This is a genomic window from Mesorhizobium sp. B2-4-3 (assembly GCF_006442815.1).
Taxonomy (GTDB): domain Bacteria; phylum Pseudomonadota; class Alphaproteobacteria; order Rhizobiales; family Rhizobiaceae; genus Mesorhizobium.
In genome coordinates this window covers 16,888-32,371 of sequence record NZ_VFVL01000029.1, presented here as the reverse complement: position 1 = coordinate 32,371, position 15,484 = coordinate 16,888, and the positions used below count along the sequence as shown (strand labels likewise).

Sequence of the window (15,484 nt, the reverse complement as noted above, 5' to 3'; positions counted from 1 at the left end):
GTATGAGCGGCGGCGCCGTACGGCCCCCGTTCGTAGCACTGCGCCATCGAGGCGCCGCGCCAGACGAAGGCCCCCCGGCCTCGTCCGTGCGTAGCAGTCAGTTCAGGCGGCTTGCGGCCGCCGCATCCTCTCGACAAACGCCTGCCTTGCCGGTCCGGCAAGCGGCTTGTCCATGGCCAACAGGCCATCGAGCAGCGCCAGGAGCTCGCGCGCTGCCGAAGACTTGCAGGAGTAATAGACCATCTGACGATCGCGGCGGGTTTCGACCAGGCCAAACCTGCGTAGTTTGGCCAGGTGTTGCGACAGCGCCGATTGGCTGAGTTCGACCTTGTCAGCGAGCACGCCGACAGAGAGTTCGCCCTCGGCCAGGTAGTTCATGATGAGCAGACGCTTCTCGTTGCCCATCACCGCGAGAAAGGCTGCCGCGCTTTCTGCGTTGGCGGTAAGTTTCTTGGTGACCATCGATTTCCCCATGGTTCATGCTCTTCCGAAGGCCATGGGGGCAATGGCTTCAGAGTTCCAGAGCGTTGATGAGCATGCCCCGATTGGACACGGGACCTGCCCTGCTTCTTTTCAACCAGAACCCCTTCGTAACCCGGTTGCCACCACGTCGGGGTTGTTGGTCTCGGACAGAACGCGCGGCGCTTTTCTGGGCGCAAGTCAATGCAGACTCGGAAAAATTCCACGCTGCTAATGCGTATCAGCGAAGCGCTCATTCGGCAAGAATATAACGAGGCCGGCAAAGCAGCGGCCAACCGCGGGCAGTCGGCGTGACCGGTCGAGGAGACCTCGGCCACGATATTGCCGCGACTCACTCCCAATCTCGAAGCGTGCTAATATTAGCCGGGGCAAAGGGGACCGGGCTGTAGGAGGAAGCCATGTCCGTCGTACGCAACACATTCACCCCCGACGAGACGGCCATGCTTGGCCGTGTCTACCAAAACGGCAATGTCGAGGGTGAGACCGCCGAGCAGAAGGAAGCACGCGCCTCGCGCATCCTCGCCAATTACATGGCGGGCATCACCGACGAGGCGGAACTGATCGAGCTTTCGCGGAAGCCGCTTGGACGATGAGCAGCGCGTGCCGCATAGGCGAGACGGCTTCACGTTAAGTTGACGTTTCGTGGGGCAGCGCTACGGTAAAATATATCGTTCTCCGACATATTTCGGGAGGTTAGCGATGATCCAGGGATGGTTTTCGAGGCCGGTCGAAGTCGCCGTCGGCGTTTCCGGCTCGATCCGCCACATATCCAACGCCGAGCAGGCTGTCGAACTGCTGACCGGCCAATGGCGCGATGCCGGCAGCGCGCCGCATGGCGCGGCGCTGCGCGCGTGCCGCCGCGCGATCCGCGGCGACGTCGCGGCGGACAATGCCAGGGAGGCCTTTGTTGTCGCCGCGCGCGAGGCGCATGTGCTGGTGGAATAGAGCGGACCGGCGTTCCACAAGCCGGCCTATCGATAGTAAAGCCACAAGAGCGCCAGCACCGCGAACACCGCCGGAGAAAGCAGGATTCCGGCCCGAAAGATGCACATGGCCAGTTGAAGCGGAGTGAACATGCCTGGTGGCGTCGGGCCTATCGATCGCGCGACTTGACAGAAAACCGACGCGCCGTTCCAAACGCGCGCAAACGATCGGCTTCAGCGCGGGCACGGCTCAGCCGCACTTCCTCGTAGAGTCCGAAAGCGGTCGCCATCAAGGTGGCGACGGTCATGGTGGATGCGAGCACGGCGATAAGCATGAGAGGTTTCCCGCGTTTCATCAGCCTGCCGGATTCATTAGCGCCGTCCGCGAGGGCGCGGCAGTGACTTTGGTCACACGATTTTTCAGCCATCCGGATCATGGATCCGGAGGCCCATGAGCCCGTTCGGGCGCGGCCCGTCCCGGCCTTGAAATTCTTCGGAACCTAACGCGCGATGGTTGGTTAATGCGAGGGTCCGCATCGCCCCGCGCGGACCTGCATCGGGTGCTCATCCGGCACCGATTGCTTGCTCTAAGACAATCACAAGAACGGAGGAAGTGATGAACGATGTCTGGTTTTCCGAACCAGTCGTGATCGATTTCCAGCCAAACGGCCAGCGCAAGGTATCAAGCTGTTTCGAAGCGATGGAATGCCTCGACCAACGCTGGCCGGGACAGGCGCGCGACGGCGCCTGGCGCTCGGCAAGCCGTGTCTGCCGCGATGCGCTCGACGGTCTGCGCAGCCCGGTGGAAGCCCGCAAGACACTGCGCAAGGCGGCCAAGGTCGCCGGCCTGCTGGCGTAGAGCGTTTCACCGTTTCACGGAAACGGCGAACCGCTCTATCTCTTTGTTTTTACGCAATTCCGGACGGAAGGCTACGGCGAAGTCGCCGAGCCTAACCGTGTGACACTTTTCCTGGAATTGCTCCAGCCTCGATTTCCCCATGGCGTCCCACCGGGGACGCCGCCAAGCCCGTCGCGGTTTCCCATTGCCGCGGCGGGCTTTTGTTTTCCATGGGGGCGAAGCGACGGCCGACGCATACTCCGGAACACGTTCAAGAACGCATCCCGTGGGGCACATGAAAACGCCGGCCGCTGGGGTTCGGGGTTGCCTGACGGGTTCAGGCCCTTCCATTTCGGCGAGTCGGAGCCCGGCCGCAACGCAAGCGCCGGCGCGTGGTAAACGGGTGGCTATTATCCACAGCCCGTCGCCGCGGCCGGTTCAGCCAAAGCCGCAAAGCATCTCGGGAAACTGCGCCGCCATCGCCCCTTCGTCGGCTTGCCTTGCGAAGATTTCATACACCTTCTCGCCGTCGTAGCGGGCGCGGCGGCGAAGGCGCTCGCGGTTGGTAACAAGACTGCCGACCTTGTCAAAGCGCCGGATGAAACGCTTGATCTGGCCGCGCTCGAAAGGAACACGGCGCTTGAAAGCAGCCTCCCAAGGCGTGCCGCGCGCCAAGTCGCGGTAGATGTCGAGAGCAGCGCGTTCGACGCCGAGCGGCACCTTGTCCCAAGGCTTGCCCCAGTTGAAGTGCCGGGCAAAGGCGCTGCCGAACGGGATTTGCCAACTGTAGTTGGTCATGGCGTTCCACGAAGGATGCAGGGTCTGCCATTTGCCTTCGAATGCAAGGTTCAATGCGCCTTGATCCAGTCCATTGACGCGAAGCGAAGCAAAGTGCCGAGCCGCGCCCAACAGGCCATCTCTTCTGATCCAGGGCAGATCGAGCAAAAGAACGCCAGAATTGAAATATGGAGCGCCGGACTGCATGGAAAGGCGCTCCCGATATCTCGGCTCGAAATACGACTGAACATCGTGGGCCGCCAGAAGCGGCGCGTTCAGCGGGGTTTCCATCAGGTCGACGACCGACCGGTTGAAGAGCACGTCGCTGTCCAAATAGACAACCCGGCTGTAGGGGACGAATTCGGCCATCTCGTCCACGAACAGCCGCATATAAACCGCGAGGCTCAGATGGCCGGGCGAAAAGCGCGCATTTTGCATCATCTGCGAGAGATCGATTACGCTGACGCGATCGGCGAGCAATCGCCGCGCTGCGGCAAGATCGGCCGCGCCGACATTCATTTGCAGGATAAAGCCGTCTGTCGCCGGCGAAACGTCCAGCACCCGGCGCGCCGCCAGGCAGGCATAGGGAAAGTATTTGGCATCCGCCGCCAGAAAGAAACAGGATTTCGTCATTTGCTGCCGGCCTAGCTATTCCGCTTGCTTCACTCCGGCGCCTGCCACGAAATGCTTGGCAACGAAAGTCTCGATCGGACCGGTGAGGATGGCTGCCTCGCTCTTGATCTTGTCGTCGTCCCAGTGCCACCATTGGATATCCAGCAGCTTCGAGATGATATCCTGCGGAAAGCGATATCTGATCAGCTTGGCTGGAGATCCACCGACGACGGCATAGCGCGGCACATCCTTGGTGACAATTGCGCCGGCGCCGATGACCGCACCGTCGCCGATTTCGATGCCCGGAAGTATTATGGCGCCATAGCCAATCCAAACATCATTGCCAATCATGATCCCGCCGGGCCTGCCTGCGTTCGGAACCGGGTCGCGCTGATCCAGCATGCGGCTGTAGATTGGAAAGGAGGTCGCACTGTCGGTCAGATGCTGCCCACCGCACATGAAAAGCACCTCACGAGCGATGGAGCAGAAGGCTCCGATTCTCAGCGGAGTATCCTTCGAGCAGTAAAGGATCTTTCGCCATGTCACACCATAGGTGTGGCGTCCCACAGACGCGTTCTCAGGCAGATAGTGGCGAACATCTTTCAACCACTTCGAAAAAGTCGACACTTTGAAACTCACTCGGCGCGCAGCGACATAACCCTTCGGATGCCCGGGCGAACTCGGGCATTCCAACTGGTGATGTCTCGCCCCCTGCCGAAAACGAGAAAGCCGTATCATAGCAAGGAGGATGTCACGGTCCGCAAGAATGTCGCACCAAGCCAGAAATATTCACCGACTGGACTTCGTTAGATCGGCAAATCACCTCCCGCAGCAAAATCACCGCTCTGCCCCGGCGTTAAGAAGTCCAGCAATCGCCTCGTCGATCCCAGTCCTCCCCTTGCGCCGTTCAGCGTTCGGATCGCGGAAATCGATCCAGCCTTCGTTGAAGCCATCGATCATGCGCATGCGCATTTCGGGGCGGCGCATGCCCTGATCGCGGAAGATCGTCGCAGCGAACCACTCGCACGTAAGCGCTGACATCGTCCGCAGCATCAGCCCTCCAAACAACGAACATACCTCGGATCTTACGATCATCTATTGCGTCAAATGCGGAGTTGGGCAGGGCGATGAAGCCGGCCTCGAACTAGCAATTCGTATTTGGAATCGTTGAGTTAAAACAAGAAAATGAAGCGTTTCGCCAGAGTGTAGAGGATTGACGCTCTGTCTTGCCCGCGCAATTGTGGCGACGGGCTTGGGAGGGAAACCATGAAATTTCGATCTTTGGCCGTCGCGGTTATTGCCGCTGCGGTGTCTGGCTGCCAATACAAGGCTGAACCTCTGCCGATCGCGGCCTATAACGTCTATTCATCGTATGGCGATAAGTTGCCCGGGAAGTACTTTCTATACGTCGATGCAACTGTCCTCTCCCGCAGCATCAAACCATCCGACATCAATTGCGCTGCCCACACCTTTCCAATCGATATGCGAGCCGGCTTTGCCGGATCGGTGCGAAAAACGCTGGAGCCTCTCGTGGCAGAGCTTCAAGTCGTCGATGCTCCGGTTGATCGAGCTGATCTCGCCGCCCAAGGTGCTCGCGGAATGATTGTTATCAAAGGCGAAGAGTTGGACGGGCGGCTTCGTGTCGTCCCAGGGTTTTGGACCGCCGGCATGGAAACGGAAGTTGAGTTGGCGGCTTCAATAACCGTTGATGGGCGCAACGGCCGCCTGCTCGGTTCCACTGTGGGCGGGGACGGCAATGCGCAGGGCGATGCCGGCGGGTTCTGCGAAGGTGGCGCCAAAGCAATGACTGATGCCGCAGAGAAGGCGATGAAGCAGGTAGTTGGACGGCTTGGCGAAGCGCTCACAAACTCGGAACGGGTGAGAAAGGGCAGTTAATGGGCCTTGCTCAGCCTCGTCTTCGCTGGCCAGACCGTCGGCGTCAAAACAGGTCGGAGACCATATCCGGCTGGCCAGCTTCATGGACTATGATCTGGGCTCTTTCGACGATGAGACATGCAGGCTCAAACCACTCCAGAACCCCTTCGGTCCAAAAGTGTTACCCATGTCTCCGGTATAAACCGTAACCTATGTGTCCGGAACGGACCCAAAAAATGGCGATCCCGGCAGGATTCGAACCTGCGACCATCGGCTTAGAAGGCCGGTGCTCTATCCAGCTGAGCTACGGGACCGTCGGCCGGCCGGGCCGGCTGATGCGCGCTACGCCAAGGCGAGGCAAGACTCGGGAAGTCAGTGCGTCCAGGGCGTTCTGCGGTCATAGCGGAAATTGTCCGAATAGGAAATCTGCCGGCGCTTGGCTTCCTTCGGCTCTTCGACGCGATAGGCGATCTTTTCCTTTTCGGCATAAGCCATAGCCTCTTCCTTCGTCTCGAAGGTGAGCTTCACCTGGCTCAGCATGTCACCCGAGGTGGTGTAGCCCATCAGCGGGTCGATCTTCTTGCGCTGGGCGGGATCGAATTCCAGCACCCAATGTCCGGTCTTGGCCTTGCCGGACTGCATCGCGGTTTTGGCTGGACTGAAAATGCGCGCGGACATGACCACCTCTTTGCCGCCCGAAGACCGGGCACCTCGCTCAGCGCCTCCGGGGATCCTACGGAAGCCCCGATCTCACGCCAATCCGTCATTACTGTGCAATGGGCGCCGCGGCAAGGCCGCAAGCGCCCCTCGTTCCCACGGCGCAGGGAACCTCGCCGCGCCAGCGACATTATCGAAAGGTCGGGCGGCCGGCCCGAGCCAGCCTTCCCCTGAGCCATCCATCAGAAGCGGACGTTCGCCATGACCAATGCAACCGAACACCCCGTCCTGCAGCTCGCCGTGCTTGTCGGCAGCCTGCGCGCCCAATCCTTCAGCCGCAAGATCGCCAAGGCGCTCGCCGCTCGTGCGCCGGATTCGGTGCGCTGCCGCTTCATCGAGATCGGCAACCTGCCGCTTTACAACGAGGATCTGGACGGCAACGGCCCGCCGGCGGCGTGGTCGGCCTTCCGTGCGGCGATACGCGAATGCGACGCGGCGCTGTTCGTCACACCGGAATACAACCGCTCGATCCCGGGCTGCCTGAAGAATGCGCTCGATGTCGGCTCGCGCCCATCGGGCAAAAACGTGTTCAAGGGCATGCCCGCCGGTGTGGTCAGCGTCACGCCGAACAAGCTCGGCGCATTCGGCGCTAACCATGCGCTGAGACAAACCTTCGTCTTCCTCGACATGCCGGTGATGCAGCAGCCGGAGGCTTATATAGGAAATGTCTCGGAGCTGTTGGACGACAAAGGCGCGGTGACCAACGCCGACACCGCCACCTTCCTCGAGAATTTCATGGCCAGCCTAGAGAACTGGATCAGGACGGTGCATCCTGGCGGCTCGTCCTTCGATGCCTTCATGAAGCAGCGCGAGAAGATTGCCGAGGACTATGTCAATGGCGACGCCTCCTCGCTGAAAGCGATCGTCACCCGTGCCGGGCCGGCGACATTCTTCTCGCCGCGCGGCGACCATCTCGAAGGGGCCGAAGCGATTGCCGGCCGTTACGAGCGCGATGCTGCGAGCTTCCACAAAGGCGGCAACACCGACCTCGAGGTGCTGCAGGCGTCGGCAAGCGGCGATCTGGCCTTCTGGAGTGGCTTGCAGCATGCCAAGGCGCGCATGGGCAAAAACGGCGAGGCAACCGAGATGACCTTGCGAGTCACCGAGGTGTTCCGGCTGGAGGACGGCGCGTTCAAGCTGGTGCATCGCCACGCCGACCCGGTTCATTAGCCGGCGCTTGCAAAAATCCGCGACACAATGCCGGTGGTCTTTGCAACATAGGCCTATTCCTTTTAGCCCTTGGGCGGCATATGTCAGATACATGGTCATGCCAGTTGAAGGCATGATGACGACGATAAAGACACTTATGGGCGCGGAAGCGAAAGTCTTGCCGTCGGGGGTCGGCGAGCCAGCGATATTGGAAGGCGCGATTGTCATCGGCGCGGGCGCCGCGGGGCTTGCAGCCACGCATGCGCTGGCCAGGGCCGGCGTGACGACGCGGATCCTGGAACGCGAGGAACGGCTGGCCGAGCCCTGGCATCGCCGCCACGACAACCTGCACCTCAACACGCATCGCGATCTTTCTTCGCTGCCGGGCGTTTCCTATCCCGCGGGAACGCCGGCCTTCCCGCACCGCAGCGCCGTCATCCGCCATCTCAACGATTTCGCCGAGACGCACAGGCTGCCGATCGCCTTCGGCGTCAAGGTCGACGAGATCGAGTTCCGCGGCGACCACTGGCTGCTGCGGACAAGCGCGGGCTTGACGGCGGCGCGATATGTTGTGGTCGCCACCGGGCGCGACCGGCAACCCTTCATCCCGGCCTGGAAGGGCATGGCGGATTTTTCAGGATCGATCATCCACTCGGCCGATTTCGGCAAGGCGAGCGACTATGCCGGCAAGAAGGTGCTGGTGGTCGGCGCCGGCAATTCCGGCTTCGACGCGCTCAACCATCTTTCCCGCGTCGAGACGGGCCAGATGTGGCTTTCGGCGCGCAACGGACCTTCGCTGCTGCCCAAGCGCATCGGCAAGATCGCGGTGCATCGCATCTCGCCGGTGATGGCAAGCCTGCCGACACGGCTCGCGGACGCGGCCATGGCGGCAACGCAGCGCCTGGTGTTCGGGGATCTGACGAAATACGGCCTGCCTCCTGCCCCGTCGGGCGGCGCCAGCCGGCTCGGCTCCGACTATACGGCGATCGCCGCCGACGACGGCGCGGTCGAGGCCATCAAGGCCGGGCGCATCATCGTGGTGCCGCAACTGCGCGAATTCAGTCGCGACGGCGTCGTGCTGGACAATGGGCAGACGATCGCGCCCGACATCGTCATTGCCGCCACCGGCTACCGCACCGGGCTGGAAACGATGCTGGGCCGGCTCGGCGTGCTCGACGCCAAGGGCGTGCCGCTGTTCAACGGCGCCGCCAACGACCCGAAGCTGCCCGGGCTCTGGTTCACCGGCATGCGGCCGAGCATTCGCGGCTGCTTTTCCAATGCAAGGATTCAGGGCACCGCGATCGCCAGGAAGATCGTCAGCCAGAAGCGCTGAGTGGCATCGTCAGTTCCGACCTCGGTTTTTGTGTTGCCTTCCGGGCGTGCGCCCCCTATACGCCGCGGAACGTCGGAGTGTAGCGCAGCCTGGTAGCGCATCTGGTTTGGGACCAGAGGGTCGCAGGTTCAAATCCTGCCACTCCGACCATTGCTTCTTCCTGGAATCGATCAGGCCGGCCTCGCGGTCCGGCATCCTGGCCGGAAGGGCGCAAGCCTCGGCAGCCGCGGCGATCCTCGACAGGGACATTGGGACACCGACATCGTCGTCGCCGTGCGGCGGCTGACATGGGGTGCCGCGCGACCTGTGGTCTCCCCTCATCGACGACCGAGTCAATGCGGCCTTCGCCCTGGGTGGCGGGAAGTTGCTGCTCGATGCGCTGCAGGACTGGGATTTGCGGCGCGGAGAGATCGGATCGCTGCGATTGCTTTTCGGCCGGATGTTGGCCCACGCGCTTTTCAAGGCAAGTTCTCTGATCCAGTCGGCATCACAGCCATGGTCGGCAGGCAGCATTGATCCGGATTGAGGCGGGACAGTCGTTTCCGGCTTGTGATTCGAGCCGCCAGAGGGTGAGCTTGGATCACCGGCCGAACGCAATGCCGAAAAGCGACCGAGGGCGGATGTGAGGGCTTACGCAAAAAACGGGTGCGGGGCGTCTCCAGTCCCTTTGGCTTTCATCACCGCTACGCAGTCTTCGATCTCCTGATCGGATATATTGAGTCCAAATTCGCCACACAACACATCCTTGAATTCACTCTCGTCCGAGAGCCAGCGTTTCTCAGCATGCCCGTCCGCATCCCGAATCGTGACGCGTGCATTGTACATCGTGATCCGGCTTCTATTCGGGCCTGGCTTGGCCACAATGATGTTCGCCTGATAAGGCGTCTCCGGGTGTGTCGCGGTATACCAATTCGCGATCTCGTACTCTGCGTCGTAGCGCGGGTGAGGAATCACGCGATAAATGTGCTGCCAGCCGTGTTTGAGACGTGCTTGTAGCGTCAGTTCGCCACCAACGTCGATAAACCGCATGAGTTCGTGCGGCGTCTCTTGTTCGATCTGCGGCTCAAGCAACAGTGCTGAGGTCGGCGCGAGATTTCCGAACCCAACATCGGCAAGATAAGCTCCTTCCGGCAGCTCTATTTTTAACAGCATGTGGATCGCAGGACGTTGAGCATCAATCGCCAACCCCCGCACTACACGCCCTTGCAGACTTGTGATCCTGAATCCGAGTGACCGCAGTCCGGCCCGGAACAACATGTTCTGTTCGAAGCAATATCCACCGCGCTTGTTGTCGATCATCTTTTGCTGGAGCGTCGGTATATCAAGCTTCGGTGGTCGTCCGAGCATGATATCCAACGTCTCGTATGCAATTGAATGCGACTGCGCGAAAATCAGGCGATTGAGGGTTTCAAGGGTTGGGGTGACTGGTCCCGAATATCCGATACGCTGGAGCCAAGCCTTCTGGTCGAATACCGGGTCGGACATTTCTGACGGCCCCCTCCCTCGGTGGGCGATACCGGCCCGACCGGCGTCTATTCTATGAGCACTGGATTTCGGGGACAATTGGCTTTCATTCACTTCAATCCACACCGCCGGCTTCCGGCCGACTTGCGACATGTTGCGCTGCCGCACGAATTTGGCCGCTGCGCGGAATAAGCGCACGTTGCCTTTGTCGCGCATCACACCGCTGGGTTTAAGAATACGGCCTGGCCCATGTGGGCGGGACTGAGTTTCACGGTAAACCCGCCGGGCGAGACCCCAACACCTCGAGCCCGGCGAGCCTACAACCCGATCTGGAACGCGACCGGGACCGGGATCAGCCGGCACTGTGTGCGTTGCAAGAGCGATGCCGGAAAGACTGTTCCGGAATGGGACGGCTACGCCGCGTGCTCCCACGGATTGATCACGGAAACGCCTGCCGTGACTCGAATAATCCCTCGCTTCCAACTTTGTCGCCGGTCTAGACTTCGAACCAGGGGGATTTTTGATGCCTGTTCTCGAGGCGTTGCTGTCACTGATCGGCCCGGCGTACCTGGCCTATTACGGCTTTACGGTTCCGGCCATGGTCGTTTGGGCAATTCTGTGTGCTGCCCTATGGGTTTGGAACAACCGGCCGAGCAAGAGACCGGGCGGCGTCGCCCGGTCACGGTTCGCCGGCCTGATGTTCTTCGGCCTTGTCGCCGCTTGCTATGTCGCGGCGCATACGGGAGTCTATCTTTTAGCCCGGCATCTTGCCGGGCTTTGGGCGTAACAGCTGGGCCGCTCTCGATGGCTAGATATCGAACTCGCCCTGCCCCTCGTCCATGGCGCTGACGGTCTCGGCGGCCAAGACGCGGGTGATCGGCGTCTTGCGCTCGAGGGCTGCGCGATCGAGGCGCTCGACAACGCGCATCGCGGTGCCGAGCGAACGCTCGATGCGGCGCACCAGATATTGCACCACATGCGGCTCGACTTCGATTTGGCGGTCGGCGAACAGCTTTGTGATGACGCCGGCAAGCAAAAGGTCGTCGGGCTCGTGGATCTCGACCGTCGCCGCCGCCTTCAGCCGCGAGATGAGATCGGGCAGCGCGACGCGCCAGGCCGAGGGGAACCGCCTCGCCGTCAAAAGCAGCGTCGAACCCGCGCCGCGCACGGCGTTGATCAGGTGGAACAGGCCCTGCTCGTCGATCGGGCCCTTGTCGACATCGTCGATGAGCGCCGGCCTGGTGCCGAGACCGGCAATGTGCTCGTCGATCCGGCCCGGATCGACGGCGACGGCGTGCGCCCTATCCTGCCAGATCCGGGCGAGATGCGTCTTGCCGGAACCGGGCGGCCCTGCCAGCACGACCACCGGCGACGGCCAGTCCGGCCAGCGGTCGATCAGCGATGCCGCCTGCGCATTGGTACCCGAGACGACGAGCTCGTCGCGCGAATAGCCGGTGCCGTGGCCGAGATCGAGCGGCAGCTGGCGCGGCGTATCGGCTGGCTGAGCAGCCATTTCAGCCCCGCTTCGAGCGATGGCCGCCGCCGCGATCGGCCGGCAATGGCGGCGCGGGACGGGCGGCGTGACCCTTGTAAAGCGGCGATTCGAGATAGCGGCCGATGGCGAAGCGCACCAGCACGGCAATCGCCGCCGAGGCCGGGACGGCGATCAAAAGGCCGACGAAGCCGAACAGCGCGCCGAAGGCAAACAGCGCGAACATCAGCCAGACCGGATGCAGGCCGACGCTTTTGCCGACCAGCCTCGGCTGAAGGATGTTGCCCTCGATGAACTGGCCGACGAAGAACACGCAGGCCACCGCCACGATCATCGTCCAGTCCGGCCAGAACTGGACGAAGGCAACGCCGACGGCGAGCACCAGCCCGGTCAAGGAGCCGACATAGGGGATGAAGGAGATCAGCCCGGCGAACAAGCCGATGAGGATGGCGAAGTTCAGCCCGGTCAGCGTCAGACCCGTGGCATACATCGCGCCGAGCACCAGGCAGAGCGTGCCTTGACCGCGCACGAAGCCGGCGGTGGCGGTGTTGATGTCGCGGGCGAGCGCGCGCACCGTCTCGACATAGTCGCGCGGCACCCAGCTGTCGACCACCGCCACCATGCGGTCCCAGTCGAGCAGCATGTAGAAGGCGACGACCGGGGTGACGACGAACAGGCTGACGACCGATACCAGCGCCACGCCCGAGCTCCAGATCGAGGTGAAGACGGTGGTGAGCAGCCCGAAGCCGGTGGTGAGCAGCGAGTTCAGCCCGTCGCGCAATCCGGCGGCGTTGACGCCAAAGCGCTGCTCCAGCCATTTCGGGTCGAAGCTGGTGATCAGCGACTGCAGGCGGGTGAGATATTCCGGCAGCTTGCGGGCGAAATCGGCCATCTGGGTGGCCAGCACCGGCACCAGGATGACCAAGGCCAGCACCACGACGACGATGAAGGCAATCAGGATCACCACAGTCGCCATCAGGCGCGAGAGGCCGAGCCGCTGCAGCCAGTCGGCAACCGGGTCGAGGAAATAGGCGAGCACCATGCCGGCGACGAAAGGCAGGAGGATGCCCGAGAAGATGTAGAGGAACAGCGCCAGCAGGACCGCCGTCGCCAGCCAGAAGAAGGCCTGGCGGCGAAGCCCGCCCGAGCTGTCGTCGGCCGCGATCGCCTCGGCGTCATTGTCAGGCGCCCGTGTTGGAGCCGCCCGACTTGCCGATGCCCGACTTGATGTCGCCGGTCTGGGAGTTGTCGATCTGGGAGTTGCTCGTCCGGGAGCCTTCGCCATAGCCGCTCATATGCCTTAGCCAAGCCACGAGATAGGCCGCGGCCGAAGCCACGGTCAAGACCCCGGTCAGCAATATGAGCGCGGTCCGCAGCGGGCCGAGATGCACCGAGAAGGCCAACTCGCCCAGCACAAGCGCCGCGAGCACGATCTGCGCAGCGGTGTTGGCCTTCGACACGAAGAGCGGCTTCATCTCGACCGGATGGCTCATGACGCTGGACAAGAGCACGGCGCAGACGATCAGTCCGTCACGCGAGACCATGGTCACCACCAGCCAAAGCGGCAGCTCGCCGGCAAAACCCATGACGAGGAAAACCGAGACAAGCAGAAGCTTGTCGGCGATCGGATCGAGATAAGCGCCGAGGCTGGACGACTGGTTCCAGCGGCGCGCGATGAAGCCGTCGACGCCGTCGGAAATGCCGGCGACGAGGAACCCGGCGAAGGCCCAGTCCCAACGCGACTGCAGCATGGCCAGCACCACGGCGGGCACGAGCAGCAGCCGCATGATCGTGATCATGTTGGGAAGGGTCACCGCACGTCCCGTCGTGGTTTTATTGGGGAATAGATGAGGGAGATGGCGGGTGGGCGCAAGTAGCGGGGCGGCGAAGCTGCCAATCCCCGTTTGCGCGGGAGATTGGCAGCTTCCGCTTTCCACGCTTTTATCGGCGGGAACGACCGTCATCCTTGCTCCCCGAAACCATTCATGCGAAGAGCCCGCAATGGAAACAGGGACGAGCCTACGATGAGCAAGGGCGATCCGGCCAAGCGAAAGAACGGGCTCACCTACGCCGAGGCTGGCGTCGATATCGATGCCGGCAATCTGATGGTCGAGAAGATCAAGCCGCTGGTGCGCGCGACGCGCCGGCCGGGCGCCGACGGTGAGATCGGCGGCTTCGGCGGGCTGTTCGACCTGAAGGCCGCCGGCTTCACCGACCCAGTGCTGGTCGCGGCCAATGACGGCGTCGGCACCAAGCTCAAGATCGCCATCGACGCCGGCAAGCACGACACGATCGGCATCGACCTCGTCGCCATGTGCGTCAACGACATCGTCGTGCAGGGCGCCGAGCCGCTGTTCTTCCTCGACTATTTCGCCACCGGCAAGCTCGACCCGGACCAGGGCGCTTCGATCGTCGGCGGCATCGCGCAAGGCTGCCGGCAGGCCGGCTGCGCGCTGATCGGAGGCGAGACGGCGGAAATGCCCGGCATGTATCACGACAAGGACTATGACCTTGCCGGCTTCGCGGTGGGTGCGGCCGAGCGCGGCCAGTTGCTGCCGACCGACGACATCGTCGAGGGCGACGTGCTGCTCGGCCTTGCCTCGTCCGGCCTGCACTCCAACGGCTTTTCGCTGGTGCGCCGGATCGTTGCCGCGAGCGGCCTTGGCTGGAGCGATCCGGCGCCGTTCAACGAGGAGCTCAGCCTCGGCGAGGCGCTGCTCGAGCCGACGCGCATCTATGTGAAGTCGATCCTGAAGGCGATCCGCAACACGCATGGCATCAAGGCGTTGGCCCACATCACCGGCGGCGGTTTCCCGGAAAACATTCCGCGCGTGCTGCCCAAGGATTTCTCCGCCGAGCTCGACCTCGAGGCGATCGACGTGCCGCCGGTGTTCTCGTGGCTGGCAAAGACCGGCGGCGTCGCGCCGGAAGAGATGATGCGGACCTTCAACTGCGGCATCGGCATGATCCTGGCGGTCGCGTCCGGCCAGGCAGCGCAGGTCGCGGCGGTGCTGCAGGAAGCCGGCGAGACGGTGACGCCGATCGGCCGCATCGTGCCGCGCCGAGACGCCGGCGTCATCTATCGGGGCTCGATCGGCCTATGAGCAGGAAACGCACAGTCGTCCTGATCTCGGGACGCGGCTCCAACATGACGGCGTTGATCGCGGCGGCCGCCGATCCAAGCTATCCGGCCGAAATCGTCGGCGTCATTTCCGACCGCGCCAATGCTGCCGGCCTCGGCATCGCCCAGTCGCGCGGCATCGCCACCAAGGTCGTCCAGCGCGCCGACCATCCGAGCAGGGATGCCTATGACGCCGCGCTCGATGCCGCGCTCACCGGCTTCGGCGCCGACATCGTGGCCCTGGCCGGCTATATGCGGATCCTCGGCCGCGGCCTGGTCGAGAAATGGCAGGGACGCATGGTCAACATCCACCCTGCCCTGCTGCCGGCCTTCAAGGGGCTGGACACGCACGCGCGCGCCATCCGCGCCGGTGTGCGCATCCATGGCTGCTCGGTGCATTTCGTCACGCCCGAGATGGATGACGGCCCAATCATCGCGCAGGCTGCCGTGCCGGTGATGGTCGGCGACAATGAGGACACGCTCGCAGCGCGCGTGCTGAAGGTGGAGCACCGGCTCTACCCGCTGGCGCTGGGTCTGGTCGCCGAAGGCAAGGCGCGCATGGAAAAGGGCCACACCGTGCTTGCCCATTTCGCCGACGACGCCGACAACGCCGCCTCGGTGGTGATGGCGCCGGATCCGCTGCGCGAGGAGACCGACCTCGAGCAGCTGGCGCGGATCACGCCGTAGCGGCCTCACCAGAACA

Annotated in this window: 20 protein-coding genes and 2 tRNA genes; 11 read left to right on the top strand and 11 right to left on the bottom strand. The window is 62.8% G+C overall.

Features of this window, described 5'->3' with window-relative positions:
* Nucleotides 1-102: 102 nt before the first annotated feature.
* On the bottom strand, nucleotides 103-462 hold the full coding sequence (locus FJ956_RS23480; protein ID WP_040988334.1) for a metalloregulator ArsR/SmtB family transcription factor: 360 nt from the start codon (nucleotides 460-462) through the stop codon (nucleotides 103-105).
* A 416-nt stretch (nucleotides 463-878) separates the two neighbouring features.
* Between FJ956_RS23480 and FJ956_RS23475 the strand changes: the two genes are divergently transcribed.
* Both FJ956_RS23475 and FJ956_RS23470 read left to right on the top strand, forming a co-directional pair.
* Complete coding sequence (locus FJ956_RS23475; protein WP_140680646.1) at nucleotides 879-1,073, top strand: hypothetical protein; 195 nt, start codon at nucleotides 879-881, stop codon at nucleotides 1,071-1,073.
* A gap of 106 nt (nucleotides 1,074-1,179) precedes the next feature.
* Nucleotides 1,180-1,425, top strand: coding sequence for a DUF982 domain-containing protein (locus FJ956_RS23470; RefSeq protein ID WP_140645004.1), 246 nt, complete (start codon nucleotides 1,180-1,182; stop codon nucleotides 1,423-1,425).
* A 148-nt stretch (nucleotides 1,426-1,573) separates the two neighbouring features.
* On the opposite strand, the gene FJ956_RS30615 is transcribed toward FJ956_RS23470, so the two are convergent.
* Nucleotides 1,574-1,738: a hypothetical protein gene (locus FJ956_RS30615; protein WP_181170281.1), complete on the bottom strand. Its 165-nt coding sequence runs from the start codon at nucleotides 1,736-1,738 to the stop codon at nucleotides 1,574-1,576.
* Nucleotides 1,739-2,019: 281 nt separating this feature from the next.
* Here FJ956_RS30615 and FJ956_RS23465 point away from each other — a divergent pair, with 281 nt between their 5' ends.
* A complete protein-coding gene (locus tag FJ956_RS23465) occupies nucleotides 2,020-2,262 on the top strand; it encodes a DUF982 domain-containing protein (RefSeq protein ID WP_095816412.1) in 243 nt (80 codons plus the stop codon).
* A 417-nt stretch (nucleotides 2,263-2,679) separates the two neighbouring features.
* Here the strand turns inward: FJ956_RS23465 and FJ956_RS23460 are convergent, their stop codons facing one another.
* From FJ956_RS23460 to FJ956_RS30730, 3 genes are all read right to left on the bottom strand, one after another.
* Nucleotides 2,680-3,651, bottom strand: coding sequence for a glycosyltransferase (locus tag FJ956_RS23460; RefSeq protein WP_140680648.1), 972 nt, complete (start codon nucleotides 3,649-3,651; stop codon nucleotides 2,680-2,682).
* A gap of 15 nt (nucleotides 3,652-3,666) precedes the next feature.
* Nucleotides 3,667-4,257 (bottom strand): CatB-related O-acetyltransferase, encoded by a 591-nt coding sequence (locus FJ956_RS31060; protein ID WP_281405631.1) that lies wholly within the window; start codon nucleotides 4,255-4,257, stop codon nucleotides 3,667-3,669.
* A 210-nt stretch (nucleotides 4,258-4,467) separates the two neighbouring features.
* Nucleotides 4,468-4,683 (bottom strand): hypothetical protein, encoded by a 216-nt coding sequence (locus tag FJ956_RS30730; protein ID WP_210241596.1) that lies wholly within the window; start codon nucleotides 4,681-4,683, stop codon nucleotides 4,468-4,470.
* 213 nt (nucleotides 4,684-4,896) lie between these two features.
* On the opposite strand from FJ956_RS30730, the gene FJ956_RS23445 reads away from it, so the two are divergent.
* Nucleotides 4,897-5,526: a hypothetical protein gene (locus tag FJ956_RS23445; RefSeq protein WP_140680652.1), complete on the top strand. Its 630-nt coding sequence runs from the start codon at nucleotides 4,897-4,899 to the stop codon at nucleotides 5,524-5,526.
* A gap of 216 nt (nucleotides 5,527-5,742) precedes the next feature.
* On the opposite strand, the gene FJ956_RS23440 is transcribed toward FJ956_RS23445, so the two are convergent.
* Together FJ956_RS23440 and FJ956_RS23435 are read right to left on the bottom strand one after the other, a co-directional pair.
* Nucleotides 5,743-5,819 (bottom strand) — tRNA-Arg (locus tag FJ956_RS23440).
* Nucleotides 5,820-5,877: 58 nt separating this feature from the next.
* Entirely contained in the window at nucleotides 5,878-6,183 is a 306-nt protein-coding gene (locus tag FJ956_RS23435; protein WP_140680654.1) for an ETC complex I subunit, read from the bottom strand.
* A gap of 240 nt (nucleotides 6,184-6,423) precedes the next feature.
* On the opposite strand from FJ956_RS23435, the gene FJ956_RS23430 reads away from it, so the two are divergent.
* The 4 genes from FJ956_RS23430 to FJ956_RS23415 all read left to right on the top strand — a co-directional run bounded on the left by FJ956_RS23430 (nucleotide 6,424) and on the right by FJ956_RS23415 (nucleotide 9,230).
* Nucleotides 6,424-7,392, top strand: coding sequence for an NAD(P)H-dependent oxidoreductase (locus FJ956_RS23430; RefSeq protein ID WP_140781990.1), 969 nt, complete (start codon nucleotides 6,424-6,426; stop codon nucleotides 7,390-7,392).
* Nucleotides 7,393-7,528: 136 nt separating this feature from the next.
* The gene (locus tag FJ956_RS23425; protein WP_140680702.1) at nucleotides 7,529-8,704 is read left to right on the top strand and encodes an NAD(P)/FAD-dependent oxidoreductase; all 1,176 of its coding nucleotides are present in this window, start codon (nucleotides 7,529-7,531) and stop codon (nucleotides 8,702-8,704) included.
* Between the two features lie 73 nt (nucleotides 8,705-8,777).
* Nucleotides 8,778-8,854 (top strand) — tRNA-Pro (locus FJ956_RS23420).
* Between the two features lie 142 nt (nucleotides 8,855-8,996).
* On the top strand, nucleotides 8,997-9,230 hold the full coding sequence (locus tag FJ956_RS23415; protein WP_140680656.1) for a hypothetical protein: 234 nt from the start codon (nucleotides 8,997-8,999) through the stop codon (nucleotides 9,228-9,230).
* A 104-nt stretch (nucleotides 9,231-9,334) separates the two neighbouring features.
* On the opposite strand, the gene FJ956_RS23410 is transcribed toward FJ956_RS23415, so the two are convergent.
* A complete protein-coding gene (locus tag FJ956_RS23410) occupies nucleotides 9,335-10,384 on the bottom strand; it encodes an arylamine N-acetyltransferase (RefSeq protein ID WP_140680658.1) in 1,050 nt (349 codons plus the stop codon).
* Between the two features lie 307 nt (nucleotides 10,385-10,691).
* Here FJ956_RS23410 and FJ956_RS23405 point away from each other — a divergent pair, with 307 nt between their 5' ends.
* Nucleotides 10,692-10,955, top strand: a complete 264-nt coding sequence (locus FJ956_RS23405) for a hypothetical protein (protein ID WP_140680660.1) — start codon at nucleotides 10,692-10,694, stop codon at nucleotides 10,953-10,955.
* 21 nt (nucleotides 10,956-10,976) lie between these two features.
* On the opposite strand, the gene hdaA is transcribed toward FJ956_RS23405, so the two are convergent.
* The 3 genes from hdaA to FJ956_RS23390 are packed head-to-tail and all read right to left on the bottom strand — an operon-like array spanning nucleotide 10,977 to nucleotide 13,474.
* Nucleotides 10,977-11,681, bottom strand: coding sequence for a DnaA regulatory inactivator HdaA (gene hdaA / locus FJ956_RS23400; RefSeq protein ID WP_140680662.1), 705 nt, complete (start codon nucleotides 11,679-11,681; stop codon nucleotides 10,977-10,979).
* A gap of 1 nt (nucleotide 11,682) precedes the next feature.
* On the bottom strand, nucleotides 11,683-12,945 hold the full coding sequence (locus FJ956_RS23395) for an AI-2E family transporter (RefSeq protein WP_246672147.1): 1,263 nt from the start codon (nucleotides 12,943-12,945) through the stop codon (nucleotides 11,683-11,685).
* Nucleotides 12,842-13,474, bottom strand: coding sequence for a CDP-alcohol phosphatidyltransferase family protein (locus FJ956_RS23390; RefSeq protein ID WP_140680664.1), 633 nt, complete (start codon nucleotides 13,472-13,474; stop codon nucleotides 12,842-12,844). The genes FJ956_RS23395 and FJ956_RS23390 overlap by 104 nt, the downstream gene beginning before the upstream one ends.
* Before the next feature lie 210 nt (nucleotides 13,475-13,684).
* On the opposite strand from FJ956_RS23390, the gene purM reads away from it, so the two are divergent.
* Both purM and purN read left to right on the top strand, forming a co-directional pair.
* Nucleotides 13,685-14,764 (top strand): phosphoribosylformylglycinamidine cyclo-ligase, encoded by a 1,080-nt coding sequence (gene purM, locus FJ956_RS23385; RefSeq protein ID WP_140680666.1) that lies wholly within the window; start codon nucleotides 13,685-13,687, stop codon nucleotides 14,762-14,764.
* The gene (purN, locus tag FJ956_RS23380) at nucleotides 14,761-15,468 is read left to right on the top strand and encodes a phosphoribosylglycinamide formyltransferase (RefSeq protein ID WP_140680668.1); all 708 of its coding nucleotides are present in this window, start codon (nucleotides 14,761-14,763) and stop codon (nucleotides 15,466-15,468) included. The genes purM and purN overlap by 4 nt, the downstream gene beginning before the upstream one ends.
* The last annotated feature ends 16 nt before the right edge of the window (nucleotides 15,469-15,484 follow it).

Bases quoted from the DNA above. Each gene is read 5' to 3' on its own strand.
- hdaA (WP_140680662.1), bottom strand. From the start codon at position 11,681: ATGGCTGCTCAGCCAGCCGATACGCCGCGCCAGCTGCCGCTCGATCTC.
- purM (WP_140680666.1), top strand. From the start codon at position 13,685: ATGAGCAAGGGCGATCCGGCCAAGCGAAAGAACGGGCTCACCTACGCC.
- FJ956_RS23425 (WP_140680702.1), top strand. From the start codon at position 7,529: ATGGGCGCGGAAGCGAAAGTCTTGCCGTCGGGGGTCGGCGAGCCAGCG.
- FJ956_RS23430 (WP_140781990.1), top strand. From the start codon at position 6,424: ATGACCAATGCAACCGAACACCCCGTCCTGCAGCTCGCCGTGCTTGTC.
- FJ956_RS23405 (WP_140680660.1), top strand. From the start codon at position 10,692: ATGCCTGTTCTCGAGGCGTTGCTGTCACTGATCGGCCCGGCGTACCTG.
- FJ956_RS23470 (WP_140645004.1), top strand. From the start codon at position 1,180: ATGATCCAGGGATGGTTTTCGAGGCCGGTCGAAGTCGCCGTCGGCGTT.
- FJ956_RS23445 (WP_140680652.1), top strand. From the start codon at position 4,897: ATGAAATTTCGATCTTTGGCCGTCGCGGTTATTGCCGCTGCGGTGTCT.
- FJ956_RS23460 (WP_140680648.1), bottom strand. From the start codon at position 3,651: ATGACGAAATCCTGTTTCTTTCTGGCGGCGGATGCCAAATACTTTCCC.
- FJ956_RS23465 (WP_095816412.1), top strand. From the start codon at position 2,020: ATGAACGATGTCTGGTTTTCCGAACCAGTCGTGATCGATTTCCAGCCA.
- FJ956_RS23475 (WP_140680646.1), top strand. From the start codon at position 879: ATGTCCGTCGTACGCAACACATTCACCCCCGACGAGACGGCCATGCTT.
- FJ956_RS23395 (WP_246672147.1), bottom strand. From the start codon at position 12,945: ATGGCGAAGGCTCCCGGACGAGCAACTCCCAGATCGACAACTCCCAGA.
- purN (WP_140680668.1), top strand. From the start codon at position 14,761: ATGAGCAGGAAACGCACAGTCGTCCTGATCTCGGGACGCGGCTCCAAC.
- FJ956_RS23410 (WP_140680658.1), bottom strand. From the start codon at position 10,384: ATGCGCGACAAAGGCAACGTGCGCTTATTCCGCGCAGCGGCCAAATTC.
- FJ956_RS23435 (WP_140680654.1), bottom strand. From the start codon at position 6,183: ATGTCCGCGCGCATTTTCAGTCCAGCCAAAACCGCGATGCAGTCCGGC.
- FJ956_RS23480 (WP_040988334.1), bottom strand. From the start codon at position 462: ATGGTCACCAAGAAACTTACCGCCAACGCAGAAAGCGCGGCAGCCTTT.
- FJ956_RS30730 (WP_210241596.1), bottom strand. From the start codon at position 4,683: ATGCTGCGGACGATGTCAGCGCTTACGTGCGAGTGGTTCGCTGCGACG.
- FJ956_RS30615 (WP_181170281.1), bottom strand. From the start codon at position 1,738: ATGCTTATCGCCGTGCTCGCATCCACCATGACCGTCGCCACCTTGATG.